Below are 18,150 nucleotides of genomic sequence, written 5' to 3'. Positions count from 1 at the left end.
TCGGGCGCGCCTTTCTTTGCTTACTTTCTTTGGCAAGACAAAGAAAGTGAGTCAGCCCCGGCAGGGGATGAAACAAGGGATGCACCACAAGTGCAAAAGACGCCAGAGGACTGCCCGGAGACACACCAAAAAATGATCACCAAACTCCTAATCGCCAACCGAGGCGAAATCGCCTGCCGAGTCGCCGCCACCTGCCGCAAGCTTGGCATCCGCACCGTCGCTGTCTACTCGGATGCCGACGCCAACGCCCGCCACGTCGCCGCCTGCGATGAAGCGATCCACATCGGCGAACCCGCCGCCCGCGACAGCTACCTCCGCGCCGACCGCATCCTCGAAGCCGCACGCGCAACCGGCGCCCAGGCCGTCCACCCCGGCTACGGCTTCCTGTCGGAAAACGAAGCCTTCGCCAAGGCCTGCGCAGACGCCGGCATCATCTTCGTCGGCCCACCGGCCTCGGCCATCGAAGCGATGGGCAGCAAGAGCGCAGCCAAGGCGCTCATGGAAAAGGCCGGCGTGCCGCTCGTGCCCGGCTACCACGGCGACAACCAGGACGCCGCCTTCCTGCGCACGCAGGCTGATCGCATCGGCTACCCCGTGCTCATCAAGGCCAGCGCAGGCGGCGGCGGCAAGGGCATGCGCGTGGTGGAATCCGGCGATGCGTTCGAAGCGTCGCTGGCCTCCGTCAAACGCGAAGCCTCGTCCAGCTTTGGCGACGACCGCGTGCTGATCGAGAAGTACCTCACGCGCCCTCGCCACATCGAAATCCAGGTCTTCGCCGATGGTTTTGGCGATGCCGTTTACCTGTTCGAGCGCGACTGCTCCGTGCAACGCCGCCACCAGAAGGTGCTGGAAGAAGCCCCTGCCCCCGGCATGACGCTGGACCGCCGCCGCGCGATGGGCGAAGCCGCCGTGGCTGCCGCGCGCGCCGTCGGTTACGTGGGCGCCGGCACCGTCGAGTTCATCGTCGATGAAGACGGCACGTTCTACTTCATGGAGATGAACACGCGCCTGCAGGTCGAGCACCCCGTCACCGAAATGATCACGGGCGAAGATCTGGTCGAATGGCAACTGCGCGTGGCCTCCGGCGAGCCGCTGCCGCGCACGCAGGACGAGCTGCACATCCACGGCCATGCGCTGGAAGCGCGCATCTACGCCGAAAACCCGGACCGCGATTTCCTGCCCTCCATCGGCACGCTGAAGGTGTTGCGCACGCCGGTGGCGGTGGAGTTCACCGTCGGTGCACAGGCCAATGGTGAGCCGGCCGCCGTGCGCATCGACGCCGGTGTGCGCGAAGGCGATGCCATCAGCCCCTACTACGATCCGATGATCGCCAAGCTGATCGTCTGGGGCCGTGATCGTGAAGAAGCCCTCGCGCGCATGCTGCAGGCGCTGGGCAGCTTCCACCTGGTCGGGCTGTCGTCCAACGTGGCGTTCCTGCGCCGTCTGGTGGCATCAAAACCGTTTGCCACCGCCGATCTGGATACGGGCCTGATCGCCCGCAACCACGACACGCTGTTCCCCGCTGCACCAGAGGTGCCGCAAGACGCCATCGCCCTGGCCGTGGCCGCGCTGCTCGCACGCGAGGCACGCAGCCTGCGTACCGACACGCGCGATCCGCATTCGCCGTGGGCACGCGGCAGCGGCTGGCGCTTGAACGGCGCGGCGGAACGCATGCTGCGCTTCACGCACGGTGATCAATCCATCGACGCCACGCTCGTCTACGGTCGCGACGGCTCGCGCCTGAAAGCCAACGGCGCCGACGCCCCCTTCACCACGCAACGCCACGGCGAGACCTTCACCGTCGCACTCGGCTCACACAAGGCCGCCGGCCAGGTGCATGCCGATGGCGACGTCTTCCACGTCTTCACCGGCGGCGCGCACTGGACGCTGGAGCGCCACGACCCGCTCGCCCACGCGGGCGATGCCGAAGACGAAGGCGGCAAGCTGACCGCACCGATGCCGGGCAAGGTCATCGCCGTGCTCGCCACGCCGGGCCAGACCGTCACCAAGGGTGCGCCGCTGGTCGTCATGGAAGCCATGAAGATGGAGCACACGCTCACCGCTCCGGCCGATGGTGTGGTCGAGTCCGTGCTGTACAGCGTGGGGGATCAGGTAACGGAAGGCGTGCAACTGCTGGCGTTCAAGCCAGCGGAGGGGGCTTGAGTTGTCGAGCGATCGTCGGGCAAAAGAGACGCAGGTGCTGCTAACACTCTTGGAGGAAGCGTCCAAAGGCTTGGACGATGTCGGGGCGGGCCGCGTCAAGGATGCGAGAGTTGTGTTGCACCAGCTACGCCAACGACGCGCCCGCGTGACCTGCAAGCGATAGAACGCCGGCACCGAAACGGGCCGCCACGCGCTTCGGCAGCCCCTGCTACACTGCTTGACGTATACGTAAACCACGCGTCAACTACGCATCTCGAAGTCGCCCCACATGCACATCCAGATCTACACGCCCGACGGTAAGCCCCAACCCTGGCTCGATGGTTTTGCTCAGGCGCTGCCTGAAGCGCGGCTGTCGGTGTGGGAACAGGGTGCGGCGCAGGACGCCGACTACGCCGTGGTCTGGCAGCCGCCCGCCGACATGCTGCGCGGGCGCCAGGATTTGCGCGCGGTGTTCAACCTGGGTGCGGGCGTCGATGCCATCCTGGGCCTGCGTGCGCAATCCCCCGATGCCATCCCCGACGGCCTGCCGATCGTGCGCCTGGACGACGCCGGCATGGCCGCGCAGATGGGCGAATACGTCACGCATGCCGTGCTGCGTTTCTTCCGCCGGCTCGACGAATACGAACGCCAGCAGCAAGCCAAGATGTGGCGTTTCCTCAAGCCGTTCAATCGCGATGACTTCGTTGTCGGCGTGCTGGGCCTGGGTGTGCTGGGCACGCACATCGCCAAGACGCTGGCGGGCTTTGGCTTTCCGGTACGTGGGTGGAGCCGTTCGGCGAAGACCATCGACGGCATCGATTGCCGCGCCGGCACGGATGCTCTGCCCGATTTTCTCTCGGGCACGCGCGTGCTGGTCAACGTGTTGCCACTCACCGCCGACACCGAAAACGTGATCGACGCCAAGCTGCTCGCGCAGCTCGCCCCCGGCGCATTCGTCATCAACGTGGCGCGCGGCAAGCACGTGGTGGAAGAGGATCTGCTCGCCGCCGTGCGCAGCGGGCAGATTGCCGGCGCCGCGCTCGACGTGTTCCGCAAGGAGCCGCTGCCCGCCGATCACCCGTTCTGGGCCGAGCCGCGCATCCACATCACACCGCACATTTCGGCGCTGACGCTGCGCGAAGTGAGCATTGCCCAGATCGCGCGCAAGATCCGCGCACTGGAAGCCGGCGAAACGATCGTCGGCATTGTCGATCTGCAACGAGGTTACTGAGATGAGCTATCCGCATTTCGTGAAGGTGGTCGAGGTCGGCCCGCGCGACGGTCTGCAGAACGAGAAGGCGCCGGTCTCGACCGACACCAAGGTCGAGCTGGTGAACCGCCTGTCCGACGCCGGCTTCGTCAACGTGGAAGCGGCGTCGTTCGTGTCGCCCAAGTGGGTGCCGCAAATGGCCGACGGCGCCGAGGTGATGGCGCGCATCCAGCGCCGGCCGGGCACGCTGTATTCGGTGCTCACGCCCAACATGAAGGGCTTCGAGGGCGCCGCTGCGGCGGGTGCGGATGAGATCGTGATCTTCAGCGCGGCCAGCGAGGCCTTTGCGCAGAAGAACATCAACTGTTCGATTGCCGAATCGATCGAACGCTTTGTGCCGGTGGCCAAGGCCGCCAAGGACGCGGGCATTCGCGTGCGCGGCTCGATCTCGTGCTCGCTGGGGTGCCCGTATCAGGGTGAGGTGCCGGTGTCTTCCGTGGTCGACGTCATCAAGCGCATGGCCGATCTGGGCTGCGATGAGATCGACATTGCCGACACCATCGGCGTGGGCACCGCCGGCCGCGTGAAAACCGTGATGGAAGCCGCTGCCGCAACGTTCCCGATCGATCGCCTCTCGGGCCACTTCCACGACACGTATGGCCAGGCGCTGGCCAACATCGTGGCGAGTCTGGAAGTCGGCATCCACATCTTCCACGCATCGGTGGCAGGGCTGGGCGGTTGCCCGTACGCCAAGGGCGCGACCGGCAACGTGGCGACCGAAGACGTGCTGTATCTGCTGCACGGTCTTGGCATCCGCACCGGCATCGACCTGGACAAGGTCGTGCTGGCGGGCGACTTCATCTCGCAGGCCATTGGCCGCCCGACCGCTTCGCGTGCAGGCCGCGCACTGCTGCTCAAACTGCAGGACCAGATCGCCCAGGCCTGCATCTGAACCTTCACGAAGAACAACGACGATGACCGCTACCGATACGAACGCTCCGCTGCCCGAATCTGCCCAGCGCGTGGCCGACCACCTGCGCACGCTCGGCTACGAGAAAGCCATCGTGATGCTGCCGGCCACCGGCAAGACCTCTGCCGAGGCTGCTGCGGGCCTGGGCTGCTCGGTGGCGGAGATTGCCAAATCGATCATCTTCCGCCGCGCGAAAGACGACGTGCCGGTGCTGGTGATTGCCAGTGGCACCAATCGCGTCGACGAGGCAAAGGTTTCCGCGCACGTGGGCGCACTCGCCAAGGCCGATGCCAAGTTCGTGCGCGAGAAGACGGGCTACGCCATCGGCGGCGTGTGCCCGGTCGGCCATGCGGTCAAGCCGGTCATGCTGCTCGACCAGGACTTGTTCCAGTACGCCAGCGTGTGGGCTGCTGCCGGCCATCCGCATGCGGTCTTCAACCTCACGCCCGCCGAGCTGGAAGCGATGACCGGCGCGCCTGTGGCCGATATCGCCCAGCGCGACTGACCGAACATCAATGGACGCCTGCACTCGCGCCCAACTGAAACTCTCGCTGGGCAAGCTGCGTAACAGCCGTGCGCAGGCCGAGCGCGCACAGCCGGTCACGTCGCCGTGCATCAGCGTCTGCAAGATGAGCGACGCACGCGGCCTGTGCATTGGCTGCATGCGCACGATCGACGAGATTGCCACGTGGTCGACCATGAGCGACGCTGCGCGCCTCGCTGTGTGGCAGACGCTGCCCGAGCGCGCGTGCGCGTGGCTTAACGACACGCCCAGCGCCTGACCTCTATCTAACATGGCCGAACACGACATCATCACCCTCCCCGATTCGATGCGCGTGTTCGAGCGCGGCTGGCTGTCGTCCAACAACATCCTCTTCTTCGATGACGAAGCGCACGGCGGCTGCGCGCTGGTCGACTCCGGCTATCTCACGCACGCACCGCAGACTGTCGCGCTGGTCCAGCACGCACTGCAAGGCAGGCCGCTGCGCCGTCTGCTGAACACGCACCTGCATTCGGACCACTGCGGCGGCAACGCAGCGCTGCAGGCGCTGTACGACTGCCCCACGCGCGTGCCTGCGGCACAAGTCAACGACGTGCGCCGCTGGGACACCGACGCCCTCAGCTATGGCCCCACCGGCCAGGAATGCGCGCGCTTCACGCTGCCAGAGAGCGATGCAGACGCAGGCCTGGCCGACGGCATGACCGTGCACCTGGGCGGTTTCGACTGGCAGGTCATCAGCGCACCGGGGCATGATCCCAACGCCGTCATCCTCTACAGCCCGGAGTCGCGCGTGTTGCTCTCAGCCGATGCGCTGTGGGAACGCGGTTTCGGCATCATCTTTCCCGAGCTGGAGGGCGAGAGCGGCTTTGCAGAACAGCAGGCGATTCTGGAGCGCATCGCGCAGCTCGATGTGCACGTGGTGATTCCGGGACATGGCCGACCGTTCACCGGCGTCAGCGCAGCCATCGACGTATCGTTGGGGCGGCTCGCGTATCTGCGTGCGGACCCCGAGCGCAACGCGCTGCACGCCATCCGCGTGCTGGTGAAGTTCAAGCTGCTGGAGCAGCAGGCGCTGTCGCACGACGCGCTGTTTGCCTGGTTCACGCAGACCAGCCTGATGGAGCGCCTGCAGGCGCGCTTTTTCGCGAGCCAGTCGATGACGGTGTTGCTCGATGCCGCCATCGCTGCGCTAGTCAAGGCAGGCGCTGCCACGGTTGAAGACGGCCGCATCCTCAACCGCGATTGACCTGCCGCGCGGTGGCTGTGCGCCGCTACAATGCAGCGAAGCCTCTTCTCTTCGCCAGGGCATGCCGAAACCCGCCACACCCAACCCGCCCGAGTCCACTCCGGAAACTGAAACGCCACGCCGCAAGCGTGGCCGCCCCGCGCAAGATGCCAACGAGGGCCTGCGCCGCGCGCTGATCGAGCAATCAGCCAGGCTGTTCCGCGAGAAGGGGTATGGCAACACCACCGTGCGCGACATTGCTGCCGCCACGGGCGTGCATGCAGGAAGCTGGTTCTACCACTTCAAGACCAAGCAGGACATCCTGCAGGCCGTGATCGAACATGGCCTGACGGTGGCACTGGCCGACATCGAGGCCATCGACATCGACGGTCTGCCTGCGCGTGAAGCGATGCGCCAACTCGTGCGCGCGCACCTCTACACGATCCTCGCGCCCAATCAGGATTTCATCCCGGTGATGCTGTATGAGTGGCGCTCGCTCGATGCGCAGGCGCAGGAACGCATCATCGCCCTCAAAGACCGCTACGAGGACCTCTGGACCCGTGTGATCGACCGCCTGCGCGCCTCGGGCGACTGGGCACAACCGACACCGGTGGACCGCCTGCTGATGTTCGGCGCGCTCAACTGGACGGCGCAGTGGTATCAGGCTGGCGCGGGCATCAGCATCGATGCGCTGGCCGACCAGGCGGTGCTGTTCATCCTCCGTACCCCGCCATCGCCGCCCCAGCCGGCGGCCTGAGCGCTGGCCCTATCGGGCATCCCCCTCGAACAGCGTCTGGTTGGCGCTGCGCAGCACGTGCTTCTGGATCTTGCCGGTCGCCGTCATGGGCAGCTTGTCGACCACGGTGATGTGCTTGGGCACTTCGAAGCTGCCGAGATGCTCGCGGCAGTGCGCCTGCAATGCCGCAGCATCGGCTTGCGCATCGGGCTTGAGGCAGACAAAGGCGGCCACCGCCTCCACCCAATGCGTGTGCGGCAGGCCGACCACCGCGGCATTCGCCACGGCGGGGTGACGCAGCAGCACCTCCTCCACCTTGAGCGAGGGCACATTCTCCCCGCCGGTCTTGATCATGTCCTTGATGCGGTCCTTGAACTGGAGCTGGCCGTCGTCGTCCCACATGCCGAGGTCACCCGTGTGATGCCAACCAAAGCGGCGTGCGTTGGCGGTGGCCTGCGGGTCCTTGTAGTAGCCGAGCATGACATTGGGGCCGCGATGCACGATCTCGCCCAGCTGGTTGGGGCCGAGCAGGTTGCCCTGGTCATCCATCACCGCCGCCTCGTTCACCATGCAGGGCTGGCCCCAGTAGTTGCCGGTGCGCAGCAATTGCTGGTCGGGCGCGAAGTACATCGTCATCGGAAAGATTTCCGTCTGGCCGGAGCCGAGCGCAAAGTTCGGGCATACCTCCGCGATCAGGCGTTCGAGCAGCGGCTTGGCCATCGGCGCCATCGCATACAGGCACAGGCGCAGGCTGGAGAGATCGCGCTGCGCGCGCAGCGGGTGGTGCAGCAGCGCGGCGTACATGAGTGGCAGGCCGAATAGTTGCGTGATGCGCTCGTTGGCAATCGCATCGAGCAACGCCGTCGGGTCGAAGCCACGCTGGATGACGAGCGTGGCGCCCACCGTCATCGCCGATGCGGCCGTTGAAAACTGCGCGCAATGGAACATCGGCAGGATGCACGAGAACACGTCCGCCACGTTCAGGTTCAGGCCGGCGATGTTCGACATGAGCGCGGCGTGCACCGAGCGGTGCGAGTGCATCGCGCCCTTGGGCCGGCCCGTGGTGCCGCTGGTGTACATGATGAGCGCGAGATCACGGTCGTCGATCACCACGGCGGGCAGCGTATCGGCGTGACCTTGCAGCGCCTGCTCAACGGTCTGCGGGCCACCCGCAACTGGCTCGCCAAAGCACTGATGTGCCGGCAGCCCAAGCGTTGCCAGCGTGTCACGCAGCACCGGGTACAGCGCTGCATCGATCACCACGTGCCGCGCTTCGGCATGTTCCAGGATGTAGCGCACATCATCGGGCCCGAGCATCGCGTTGATGGGCACCCACACCAGCCCTGCCTTGAGGATGCCGTAGGCCGCCACCAGGAACTGCGCCGAGTTGCCGCAAAGCATGGCGACCTTGTCTCCCGGCTTGAGGCCACTGGCCAGCAGGTGATGCGCGTAGCGGTTGCTGTCTGCGTTGAGTTGGGCGTGGCTCATGCGGCGTGGTCCATCGACCAACGCGACCTTCGCGCCAAACTTGCGCGCACTGCGATGCAACGTATCGCCCAACGCCACCCGGTTCAGCAGGTTGGCTTCAAGCGCGGAATCTGGCGTGGCTTCGAACATGGGACGTCTCCTGTGGACCGCATGAACTGCACGACGAAACGATGGATCAGTACGGCGATGCAGCCCTCAGGCCGCGGCAATCTCCATCAGCAACCCACCCGGCGCCACCTGTGCGCCAACCTGGGTAAACAGGCCCTTCACCTCGCCGGCAAGCGGCGCGGCAATGCTGTGCTCCATCTTCATGGCCTCGACCACCAGCAGCACCTGACCGGCGGAGACAGCCTCGCCTTCGGCCACGTGCACAGCCACTACACGGCCGTTCATCGGCGCGCTGATGCGCCCGCTGCCGGCCTGTGCGCCGTTGCGTTCGGCCTTGGCGTAGGTGATGTCGACGGCGGCGTGCTCTCGGCCATCGAACACGAAATGGCAGGTAGCTCCAGAGATGGCGTAGTCGAACGGGTGCAACGTGTCGCCCAGCGCGAGCGTCATGCGGCCGTCGACTTCGGACACGATGTCTGCGTGTGCGACACCGCCGTCCCAGCTCACCTCCCAGCGTTGTGCGGTGAGTGTTCGCACACGCATCTCGATGGCTTCACCGTCGAGCGTGAAGCGGCACAGCGTGGGATACGTACGGCTGCTGGCCCAGCCTTGCAGTTCTGCGGGATAGCGGCGCGCGGTGTCCTCGCGCAGGTGCGTAAGCAATACAGCTGCGGCCTGGCAGACCACTTCATCGGGTACGGTCGCTTGACGCATCGCTGCCGGGAAATGCCGGTCGATGAACGCCGTGGAAACGTCGCCCGCCAAGAACGCCGGATGCGCCGCGCATTGGTGCAGGAACGCGCGGTTGGTCGGCAAGCCGAGCAGCAGGCAGTCATCCAGCGCATGCGCCAATCGGCGACATGCATCGGCGCGGTCGACGCCGTGCGCGACGATCTTGGCGAGCATCGAGTCGTAGTACGGCGACACCACCAGCCCATCGGCCAGCGCATGGTCCGTACGCACTTCACGCGGCGCACGCCAGCGGGCAACGGTGCCGCTCTGCGGCAGGAAGTTCTGCTGCGGGTCTTCCGCGCACAGGCGCACTTCGATGGCGTGCCCACCTTGCGCACGCCGCGCATCGATAGCGTCCTGCGAGAGCGGCAACGGCTCGTCCAATGCCACGCGCAATTGCCACTCGACCAGATCGACACCGACCACCGCTTCCGTCACCGCGTGCTCAACCTGCAGGCGCGTGTTCATCTCCATGAAGTAGAACGCGCCATCGGGGGCGAGCAGGAATTCCAGCGTGCCTGCGCCCACATAACCGATGGCGCGCGCTGCCGCCACCGACACCGCGCCCATGCGTTCACGCAACGCCGGTGACACAGCAGGCGATGGCGATTCCTCAATCACCTTCTGATGCCGGCGCTGCACCGAGCAATCGCGCTCGCCTAGGTGGACGACGTTGCCGTGCGTATCGGCAAACACCTGGATCTCGATATGACGCGGCTCGACGATCGCCTTTTCGAGAATCAACTCGTCCGAGGCAAACGCGTTCTCCGCTTCGGAGCGTGCGGACTGCAGTGCTGCAGCAAGGTCTTCTGCCTGATCCACACGTCGCATGCCGCGCCCGCCGCCGCCGGCTGCCGCCTTGATCATCACCGGGTAGCCGATGCGACTGGCTTCCTGAGCCATACGCGCATCGGATTGATCATCGCCTTGATAGCCCGGCACGCACGGCACGCCGGCGGCTTCCATCAGACGCTTGGCGCCGGCCTTGTTGCCCATCGCGAGGATGGCCTCCGCCGGCGGGCCAATGAAGACGAGCCCAGCTTCAGCACACGCGTTGGCAAATGCATCACTCTCAGCGAGGAAGCCGTAGCCGGGGTGCACGGCCTCCGCACCCGCCTTGCGTGCAGCCGCCAGCAGCGCCGGGATGTTCAGGTACGACGCCTGCGGCTGCGATGCGCCAATCGGCAAGGCGAGGTCCGCCGCGCGGCAATGCGGCGCATCGCGGTCGGCATCGGAATACACGGCAACGGTACGCATGCCGAGGCGCCGCGCCGTGCGCATCACGCGCAGCGCGATCTCGCCCCGGTTGGCAATCAGTACTGTGCGGAAAGCAGCGTGCGGCGTGCCCATCGCTCAGCCCTTCTTGCCCGGCAGCGTGTTCATGTACTTGCAGATGATGCCGAGCATCACTTCATCTGCCCCGCCGCCAATCGAGCCCAGGCGCCCATCGCGGTAGTAGCGCGAGACGTGGTTGTCCCACGTGAAGCCCATGCCGCCCCAGAACTGCAGGCAGGCATCCGGCACGATGCGCGCCAGGCGCCCGGCCTTGAGCTTGGCCATCGATGCCAGCTCCGTCACGTCCTGTCCGTGGATGTAGAGATCGCACGCGCGGTACGTGAGCGCGCGCAGCGCCTCCACCTCGGTCTTCAGTTCAGCCAGTTTGAAGTGCACCCACTGGTTGTCGAGCAGGCTGGCGCCGAACAGCTTGCGCTCGCGGGCGTACTCGGCCGTGGTCTCGATGCACATCGACATCGTCGCCAGGCTGCTGGCGGCGGCCCACATGCGCTCTTCCTGGAACTGCAGCATCTGGTACGTGAAGCCCTTGCCTTCTTCGCCGATGCGGTAGCGCTGCGGCACGCGCACGTCGTCAAAGTAGATGAGCCCCGTGTCTGACGAGTTCATGCCGATCTTGCGGATCTTCTTGCCGACAGACACGCCCTTCGTGTTCATCGGCACGATGATGAGCGACTTGTTGCGGTGGGCCGCGTCATCCGACGTATTGGCCAGCAGGCACATCCAGTCCGCCTGCAGGCTGTTGGTGATCCACATCTTGCTGCCGTTGATGATGTAGTCGTCGCCGTCCTTGCGTGCGGTGGTCTTGATGCTGGCCACGTCGGACCCGGCGCTCGGCTCCGACACGCCCACGCACGCCACCGCATCGCCGCTGATGGCGGGGGCGAGAAACTGCGCGCGCAGCTCATCGGAGCCGAAGCGCGCCAGTGCGGGCGTTGCCATGTCGGTCTGCACCCCGATCGCCATCGGCACACCGCCGCAGTGGATGTGGCCGAGCGTTTCCGCCATCGCCATCGCGTACGAGTAGTCGAGGCCCAGGCCGCCAAACTCCGTCGGCTTGGCAATGCCAAGAAAACCCAGCTCGCCCATCTTCTTGAAGAGCGCCTTGGCGGGGAACATCTCCGCCGCTTCCCACTCATCCACATGCGGGTTGATGTCGCTGTCGATGAAGCGTTTGAGGTTGCGTTGCAGTTCCTGGTGTTCGTGGGTGAAGTGCATGGTGTCTCGCTCCGGTGGCCTTGGGCTGTTCGTGTATTCGGATGGGATAGCGCTACGGTCGGGCAACGCCAAATTGGATGGGGTGCAGCGTGCGGCGGCGCGCTTCGTCGCAGACGGCCAGCACGCAGGCCAGCACCTTGCGCGTGTCGCGCGGGTCGATCACGCCGTCGTCCAGCAATCGGCCGGACACGGTGAACGCGCCGGACTGCCGCTCGAACGTGTCGATCACCTTGGCGCGCATCGCTTCGATGGCGTCATGGTCGACAGTCTGCGTCTTGCGCTGCATGCTCGCGGCCATGACGGTGGCCATCGTGCCGGCGGCCTGCTCAGCGCCCATCACGGCGGTCTTGGCGTTGGGCCAGCTGAAGCAGAAATCCGGGAAGAAGCCGCGCCCTGACATGCCATAGTTGCCCGCGCCAAACGACGCACCGCAATGCACGGTGATGCGCGGCACGGTGGCATTGGCCATCGCCTGGATCATCTTCGAGCCGTGCTTGATCATGCCCGCCTGCTCAGATTGCTTTCCGACGATGAAGCCCGTGGTGTTCTGCAGATACAGCAATGGCGTATCGGATTGGCAACACGCCTGGATGAAGTGCACGACCTTCGTGGCGCCCGCCGGGTCCAGCGGCCCGTTGTTGGTGATGATGCCGACGTGCATGCCGCAGATGGCCGCGTGTCCGGTGATCGTCGCCGGGCCGTAGTCCGGCTTGAACTCCAGAAAGTCCGACCCGTCGGCAATGCGTGCGATGACCTCGCGCATGTCGAGTGGCTTGCGATGGTCAGTCAGCGCAATGCCGAGCAGCTCTTCCGCATCGAAGCGCGGCGTCGCGTAAGGTCGATCGGCTGCGGGCACATCGCGGTTCCAATCCAGCGCAGCCACGAGTTCGCGCGCGATGCGCAGTGCATCGGCGTCGTCTTCGGCCAGATACTCCGCCAGGCCCGAGGTGGTGGCGTGCATCTCGGCGCCGCCCAGTTCCTCTTCGGTGGCGATCTCGCCAGTGGCCGCTTTGAGCAGCGGTGGCCCTGCGAGGAACGCGCGCGCACGATCACGCACCATGACCACATAGTCCGACAGGCCCGGCATGTACGCACCGCCCGCCGTGCTCGACCCGTGCACCACGCTGATCACCGGAATGCCCGCCGCCGACAGCCGCGCGAGCCAGTAGAAGCCGCTGCCGCCGTGGATGAAGGTCTCCACGCGATACGTCAGCAGGTTGGCGCCAGCCGACTCGACCAGGTGGATGAACGGCAGCTTCTGCTCCAGGGCAATGGCCTGCGCGCGCTGGAACTTCTCGATGCCCATCGGCTGCACGGCACCCGCGTCGATGCCCGCGTCGTCCACGATGATCATCGCGCGCACGCCGCTGACCCAGCCGATGCCGGCGATGAAGCCGCCGCCGGGAATCGAGCGTGCCGGATCTGCATGGTCCAGGCAGAAGCCCGCCAGTGTGGACAACTCAAGGAAAGGTGCGCCAGCGTCGAGCAGACGGCCGAGCCGATCGCGCGGCAGCAATTGCCCACGCTGCTCGAAGCGCGCACGCGAGGCTTCAGACTTGTCGCGCGTGCGGTTCTCCAGTGTGCGCAGTTGATCAACGAGTTCCGTCAACGCGGCGCGATTCTGCTGGTACGCAGCGCTCTGCGGAACGATGCGTGATTCAAGCGCCGGCATGACGATCCTCCTCGCTTTGGAGCACCTTGGGCGTCACGGCCAGGTGGAAACCGTTGAACGGTTCGGCGCCATGGCGCGGCGCGGGCATGGGCGTGCCGGGCCGCACGTTGGGGCGACCACCATCCACGCGCAAGGTCGTGCCCGTGATGAACGCGGCCGCTTCCGACAGCAGATACACGATCGCTGACGACACCTCCGCCTCGGTGGCGAAGCGCCCGGCCGGCACGGTGCGCGGCATGCTGCGGATGGTCTCGGCCATCCACGGCGGATACGCGTCCATGCCCGACGACGCCACATAGCCCGGCGCCACGGCATTCACACGCACGCCGTACTGCGCCCACTCGAACGCCGCCGTCTCCGTGAAGTTGATCATGCCAGCACGCGCCGCACCGGAGTGCCCCATGTTCGGCATGCCGCCCCACATGTCAGCAACGATGTTGACGATGGCGCCGCCGCGTTGCTGCATCGCCTGATTCAGGCACTCGCGCGCCATCAGAAAGCCGCCGGTCAGGTTGGTCTGCACGACGGCCTCCCACCCCTTGACGGAAATGTCCTTGAGCGGCGACGGGAACTGCCCGCCCGCATTGTTGACCAGCGCGTCGATGCGGCCGTGCTCGCCGACAATCTGCGCGACCGTCGCCTGCACGGCAGCCTCGTCGCGGATGTTGCAGACATAGGTATGCGCGGTACCGCCGGCTTCAACAATCTCGGCGTGCACGGCGGCGAGCTTCTCCGCATTGCGCCCCACCAGCGCCACCGCCGCACCGAGCGATGCCAGCTCATGCGCCGTGCACCGGCCGATGCCGCTGCCGCCGCCGGTCACCACCGCCACTTGCCCCAGGAACAACCCCGGTCGAAAGACTGAGCGATACATGGTTCTCTCCCTGATTGCCCGTTAGGCCCAGCCAAGCTGGCGCGCAGCAAGATCGTTCAGGATCTCCTCCGCGCCGCCGCCGATCATGTAGACCTTCACTTCGCGATAGATGCGCTCCGACTTCGTGCCACGCATGAAGCCCATGCCGCCCAGCAGTTGCACAGCAGTGTCCGCGCAGAACTGGAGGCTCTGCGTGGCGAAGTTCTTGAGCATGCACAGTTGCGCGACGGGCGAGTCGCCCGCCTGCATGCGGCGCATCAGGTCTTCAAGCAATGCACGCGTGGCTTCGATGCGCGTGGCCATCGCCACCAGCTTCTGCCGCGCCACCTGATGTTGCACGAGGCGCTTGCCGAACGTCTCGCGTTGGGTGGCCCACTCCACGGCTTCCGCCAAGCACGTGCGCGCGAGGCCGTAGGCCTGCATCGCCAGCGCAAGGCGCTCGTGGTTGAAGTTGCGCATGACCAGTTCGAAGCCGCGGTTCTCCACACCGAGCAGGTTGCCCACGGGCACACGGCAGTGGTCGAAGTGCAGTTGTGCCGTGTCTGAACACCACCAGCCCATCTTCTTGAGCGGCGTGCGCGACAAACCCGGCGTATCGCCGTCCACCAGCAGCACGGAGATGCCGCTCGCACCCGGCCCGCCCGTGCGCACAGCCACGGTGATGTAGTCCGCGCGCATGCCGGAGGTGATGAAGATCTTGCTGCCGTTGACGATGTAGTGATCGCCGTCACGCACAGCGCGTGTGGTGAGGTTGGCGACATCCGACCCACCGGATGGCTCGGTGATGGCCAATGCGCTGATCTTGTCGCCCGACAGGATCTCCGGCAGCACGCGCGCCTTCAGCTCCGCAGAGCCGCCCGCCACGATGGGCGGCGCACCGATCGTGTGGCTGAACAGCGAAGCCAACAACCCGCCGCTGGCCGCACGCGTCAGTTCTTCGATCATCGCGAGTTCGAGGAACAGGTCGCCGGGTGTGCCGCCGTATTCCTCCGGAAAGCCGACGCCGAGCAAACCAAGATCCGCCGCCTCGCGATACAGCGCGCGCGGGAAGGTCTCGGCCTCTTCCCATGCATCAATGTTCGGCAGCACGACCTTGTCGACAAAGCGGCGCACGGTCTCGCGAAACGACTCATGATCGGCATCGAACATCGCGGACGACAACAAGCCTGAGTACATGATGGCCTCGTCGGTTAAGGGGGATCGAGCGGCACGCGCACGGGCATCGTCAGCAGCACCTGCGCCATGCCCTTGCCCAGCGGGTCGTTGCGCAGCGAGGCCATGCCGCCGCCGCCCAACGCCTGCTCGCAGACGAAGTTGAGCGCGTGAATGCCGGGCAAGTCATAGCGCGTCACGCGGCCCTTCACGACGTGCGCGAGGTAGGCGGCGACGGCGTCTTCGGTCAGCTGTGCGCGCAGCAGCGGCAAGTCTTCTGGCTGACGCGCGATGACGCCGATGTTGGAGGTGTCGCCCTTGTCGCCGCTGCGAGCGTAGGCAAGTTCGATGAGCGGGACTTCGCGCGTCGGGCCGGATGGCAATGCGTTTGACGCAGTGGCAGCAACCACGGCTTCAAGCGCTGCACCACCTAGCGGCACGGTCACATCGAAGCTCTCGCCACCGAGCAACGTCACGCGCGGCTGCAGGCGCCCCTTGTCGATCAGGAAGGCGTATTGCTTGATGGCAGGCACGACGCTTGGGCGGCCGCCCGCGCCCGTTGTGCCGGGCGACCAGGATGTGCCGGCGGGTGCGATCTCGCGTGCGAACAACTCCAATGCCTGCTTGTTCGGATGCGCGACCGCCAGCCACATCACCGATTCAAAGCGCGGCGCGCTCGGCTGATGTGGCCCGAACAGGTAGGCCGATCCAAGTGTTTCGATGTGCGTGGCGCTGTAGTCCGGCAGGCCGAGCTTGCGGAAGAGGCCGCGCGTGCGCTCCAGAATCGCCTCGGCAGTGCGGCGCGCCTTGTGGTCAGCGTCGATGCCGACGACGGTGAGCTGGCCGGTGGCGCGGTAGCCGTCGGCATACGTGGCGCTCACCTTGCAGTCGGGCGTGGGTGCAAGGCCGCGTGCGCCCCGTACTTCAACGCGATGCTCGCCGGCCTGCGTCATCGTCACCTGTGTGAAATCGCAGACGACATCAGGCAGCACGTAGCGCGCCGGGTCGCCGATCTCGTACAACAGTTGTTCGCCCACGGTGGCAGGCGTCACCAGCCCGCCCGTGCCTTCCGGCTTGGTGACGATGAAGGTGCCATCGGCCCGGCATTCGACGATGGGGTAGCCGCTGTGCGCCCAGTCGGGCACGGCTTCCCAATCGGTATGCAGACCGCCGGCGCCCTGACAGCCGCATTCGAGGATGTGCCCAGCAAGGCTGCCCGCGGCGAGGCGGTCATAGTCATCGGCGTGCCAATCGAAGCTGTGCATCAATGCGCCGAGCGTGACCGCACTGTCGACGCAGCGGCCGGTGATGACCACCTGCGCCCCCGCATCGAGCGCTGCCTTGATCAGCAGCGCGCCCAGGTACGCATTCGCGCTCACCACCTTGTCGGGCAGCGGCCGGCCGCTTTGCAGCTCGCGCACGCCTTCGTCGCGCAGCGCGGGCAGCAGCGGCATCACGTCGTCGCCTTCCACCACGGCAATGCGCACACTCACACCAAGCTCATCGGCCAACGCCTGCAGGGCGGTAGCGCAACCGCGCGGGTTCACACCGCCCGCGTTGGCGATGATGCGAATATTCTGCGCCAGCGCGTCCTTGAGCACCGCGCGCATCGCCACGCTCACGAAGTCGGTGGCGTAGCCCAGCTCCGCGTTCTTCATGCGCGCGCCGGCCAACAGCGACATGGTCAGCTCGGCCAAGTAATCGAAGACGAGAAAGTCGAGGCGGCCCGAGGCGACCAACTGCATCGGACCGGTAACGCTGTCACCCCAGAACCCGCTGGCGCCGCCAATGGAAATCGTATCTTTGCGCATGTCAGCGACCCGTCCAGTTGGGGGCGCGCTTCTCGCGAAAGGCAGCCTGCCCTTCCTGCGCGTCTTCGGTCAAAGCAAACAGGCCGATCTGGCTTTCGGTAAAGGCCATCGCCTGCTCGAAGCTCAGGTGCTCGACCTGCTTGAGCGTGTACAACCCGCGCCGGATGGCCGACGGCGACTTGTCGAGCAATCGCGCAAGCAGCGCATCGACAGTGGCATCAAGTGCTTCAGGTTCTGCGACTTCGTTGATGAGGCCGGCGGCGAGCGCGCGGTCCGCGCTCATCGGCTCGCCGGTCAAGCACATCTCGTTGAGCACGCGGCGTGGCAACTGATGCTGCAGCACGGCCAACACCTGTGCCGGGAACACCCCGACCTTCACCTCGGGCAGCCCGAACACGGCGCTGCGGCTGGCCACCGCCAGATCGCACATCGCCAGCAAGCCCATGCCGCCGGCCATGCACGCGCCATTCACCCGCGCGATGAGCGGCACGGTGCAGCGGCGTGCCTGGCGGAACAGATCAGCCAACGCTTGGTGCGGTTGCGAATAGTCAAAGCGGAAGGATTGGCCGCTCTGCAGATCGGCCCCGGCACAGAAGGCACGCGTGCCGGCGCCGGTCAGCACCACGGCGCGTACAGCGGTGTTGCGGCTGGCATCGGCCAGCGCTGCCGTCAGTGCGTCGAGCACGGCGCCATTGATCGCGTTGCGGCGCTCTTCGCGCTGAATGGTCAGCCACAGCGCTTGGCCGCGCTGCTCGATATGGAGTTCCGGGTCCGTGCTCACGCGATGCTCACCTTGCAAGAGAGATTCGGTTGGACAACCTGCCCGCCAATACTAAATCATTTGCTTGAATAAATGGAAGCCTTCGAACACAAAACATGCTGCGTTTTGCCGCATCCGGCAGCTCGCTTGGCATAACACATTGATTTATCGGAGATTTTCTTCAGCCAATAAGGAAACCGACAGATTCTGCGTTGACTCCTTCACATGCGAACGATAACAATTCTCATTTGCACAAA

The 18,150-nt window shown here is 65.8% G+C and carries 15 protein-coding genes; 7 read left to right on the top strand and 8 right to left on the bottom strand.

Going from position 1 to position 18,150, the window contains the following annotated elements; all coding sequences use genetic code 11:
* Positions 1-132 precede the first annotated feature (132 nt).
* The 7 genes from PI87_RS19645 (at position 133) to PI87_RS19615 (ending at position 6,806) form a co-directional block, all read left to right on the top strand.
* Positions 133-2,163 carry an acetyl/propionyl/methylcrotonyl-CoA carboxylase subunit alpha gene (locus tag PI87_RS19645; RefSeq protein WP_039599417.1) on the top strand — a complete coding sequence of 677 codons (2,031 nt, stop codon included), beginning with the start codon at positions 133-135 and terminating at the stop codon, positions 2,161-2,163.
* A 268-nt stretch (positions 2,164-2,431) separates the two neighbouring features.
* The gene (locus PI87_RS19640) at positions 2,432-3,373 is read left to right on the top strand and encodes a 2-hydroxyacid dehydrogenase (RefSeq protein WP_039599416.1); all 942 of its coding nucleotides are present in this window, start codon (positions 2,432-2,434) and stop codon (positions 3,371-3,373) included.
* Between the two features lies 1 nt (position 3,374).
* Entirely contained in the window at positions 3,375-4,304 is a 930-nt protein-coding gene (locus PI87_RS19635) for a hydroxymethylglutaryl-CoA lyase (protein ID WP_039599415.1), read from the top strand.
* A gap of 22 nt (positions 4,305-4,326) precedes the next feature.
* Positions 4,327-4,827: a YbaK/EbsC family protein gene (locus tag PI87_RS19630; protein WP_039599414.1), complete on the top strand. Its 501-nt coding sequence runs from the start codon at positions 4,327-4,329 to the stop codon at positions 4,825-4,827.
* Between the two features lie 10 nt (positions 4,828-4,837).
* A complete protein-coding gene (locus PI87_RS19625; protein ID WP_039599413.1) occupies positions 4,838-5,104 on the top strand; it encodes a DUF1289 domain-containing protein in 267 nt (88 codons plus the stop codon).
* Positions 5,105-5,116: 12 nt separating this feature from the next.
* Positions 5,117-6,070 (top strand): MBL fold metallo-hydrolase, encoded by a 954-nt coding sequence (locus tag PI87_RS19620; protein ID WP_039599412.1) that lies wholly within the window; start codon positions 5,117-5,119, stop codon positions 6,068-6,070.
* Between the two features lie 61 nt (positions 6,071-6,131).
* Entirely contained in the window at positions 6,132-6,806 is a 675-nt protein-coding gene (locus PI87_RS19615; protein WP_039599411.1) for a TetR/AcrR family transcriptional regulator, read from the top strand.
* A gap of 9 nt (positions 6,807-6,815) precedes the next feature.
* Here the strand turns inward: PI87_RS19615 and PI87_RS19610 are convergent, their stop codons facing one another.
* From PI87_RS19610 to PI87_RS19575, 8 genes are all read right to left on the bottom strand, one after another.
* Complete coding sequence (locus PI87_RS19610; protein WP_039599410.1) at positions 6,816-8,402, bottom strand: AMP-binding protein; 1,587 nt, start codon at positions 8,400-8,402, stop codon at positions 6,816-6,818.
* A 66-nt stretch (positions 8,403-8,468) separates the two neighbouring features.
* Positions 8,469-10,463, bottom strand: a complete 1,995-nt coding sequence (locus PI87_RS19605) for an acetyl/propionyl/methylcrotonyl-CoA carboxylase subunit alpha (RefSeq protein ID WP_039599409.1) — start codon at positions 10,461-10,463, stop codon at positions 8,469-8,471.
* A 3-nt stretch (positions 10,464-10,466) separates the two neighbouring features.
* Positions 10,467-11,624, bottom strand: coding sequence for an acyl-CoA dehydrogenase family protein (locus PI87_RS19600; RefSeq protein ID WP_039599408.1), 1,158 nt, complete (start codon positions 11,622-11,624; stop codon positions 10,467-10,469).
* Positions 11,625-11,676: 52 nt separating this feature from the next.
* Positions 11,677-13,296, bottom strand: a complete 1,620-nt coding sequence (locus PI87_RS19595; protein ID WP_039599407.1) for an acyl-CoA carboxylase subunit beta — start codon at positions 13,294-13,296, stop codon at positions 11,677-11,679.
* On the bottom strand, positions 13,283-14,170 hold the full coding sequence (locus PI87_RS19590) for an SDR family oxidoreductase (RefSeq protein ID WP_039599406.1): 888 nt from the start codon (positions 14,168-14,170) through the stop codon (positions 13,283-13,285). The genes PI87_RS19595 and PI87_RS19590 overlap by 14 nt, the downstream gene beginning before the upstream one ends.
* Before the next feature lie 21 nt (positions 14,171-14,191).
* Complete coding sequence (locus tag PI87_RS19585) at positions 14,192-15,346, bottom strand: acyl-CoA dehydrogenase family protein (protein WP_039599405.1); 1,155 nt, start codon at positions 15,344-15,346, stop codon at positions 14,192-14,194.
* Between the two features lie 14 nt (positions 15,347-15,360).
* Positions 15,361-17,133, bottom strand: a complete 1,773-nt coding sequence (locus PI87_RS19580; protein ID WP_039599404.1) for an acyclic terpene utilization AtuA family protein — start codon at positions 17,131-17,133, stop codon at positions 15,361-15,363.
* Between the two features lies 1 nt (position 17,134).
* Positions 17,135-17,914 carry an enoyl-CoA hydratase/isomerase family protein gene (locus PI87_RS19575; protein WP_039599421.1) on the bottom strand — a complete coding sequence of 260 codons (780 nt, stop codon included), beginning with the start codon at positions 17,912-17,914 and terminating at the stop codon, positions 17,135-17,137.
* Positions 17,915-18,150: the final 236 nt, after the last annotated feature.

Origin of the sequence: Ralstonia sp. A12, assembly GCF_000801955.1 — a bacterium.
Taxonomy (GTDB): domain Bacteria; phylum Pseudomonadota; class Gammaproteobacteria; order Burkholderiales; family Burkholderiaceae; genus Ralstonia.
Note: the sequence above shows the minus strand (reverse complement) of the source record. Positions and strands in the feature narration are given on the sequence as shown.

Excerpts from the sequence above, each read along its gene's own strand:
- PI87_RS19580 (WP_039599404.1), bottom strand. The coding sequence starts at position 17,133 with ATGCGCAAAGATACGATTTCCATTGGCGGCGCCAGCGGGTTCTGGGGT.
- PI87_RS19615 (WP_039599411.1), top strand. The coding sequence starts at position 6,132 with ATGCCGAAACCCGCCACACCCAACCCGCCCGAGTCCACTCCGGAAACT.
- PI87_RS19645 (WP_039599417.1), top strand. The coding sequence starts at position 133 with ATGATCACCAAACTCCTAATCGCCAACCGAGGCGAAATCGCCTGCCGA.
- PI87_RS19610 (WP_039599410.1), bottom strand. The coding sequence starts at position 8,402 with ATGTTCGAAGCCACGCCAGATTCCGCGCTTGAAGCCAACCTGCTGAAC.
- PI87_RS19585 (WP_039599405.1), bottom strand. The coding sequence starts at position 15,346 with ATGTACTCAGGCTTGTTGTCGTCCGCGATGTTCGATGCCGATCATGAG.
- PI87_RS19590 (WP_039599406.1), bottom strand. The coding sequence starts at position 14,170 with ATGTATCGCTCAGTCTTTCGACCGGGGTTGTTCCTGGGGCAAGTGGCG.
- PI87_RS19620 (WP_039599412.1), top strand. The coding sequence starts at position 5,117 with ATGGCCGAACACGACATCATCACCCTCCCCGATTCGATGCGCGTGTTC.
- PI87_RS19600 (WP_039599408.1), bottom strand. The coding sequence starts at position 11,624 with ATGCACTTCACCCACGAACACCAGGAACTGCAACGCAACCTCAAACGC.
- PI87_RS19630 (WP_039599414.1), top strand. The coding sequence starts at position 4,327 with ATGACCGCTACCGATACGAACGCTCCGCTGCCCGAATCTGCCCAGCGC.
- PI87_RS19605 (WP_039599409.1), bottom strand. The coding sequence starts at position 10,463 with ATGGGCACGCCGCACGCTGCTTTCCGCACAGTACTGATTGCCAACCGG.
- PI87_RS19640 (WP_039599416.1), top strand. The coding sequence starts at position 2,432 with ATGCACATCCAGATCTACACGCCCGACGGTAAGCCCCAACCCTGGCTC.
- PI87_RS19635 (WP_039599415.1), top strand. The coding sequence starts at position 3,375 with ATGAGCTATCCGCATTTCGTGAAGGTGGTCGAGGTCGGCCCGCGCGAC.
- PI87_RS19625 (WP_039599413.1), top strand. The coding sequence starts at position 4,838 with ATGGACGCCTGCACTCGCGCCCAACTGAAACTCTCGCTGGGCAAGCTG.
- PI87_RS19595 (WP_039599407.1), bottom strand. The coding sequence starts at position 13,296 with ATGCCGGCGCTTGAATCACGCATCGTTCCGCAGAGCGCTGCGTACCAG.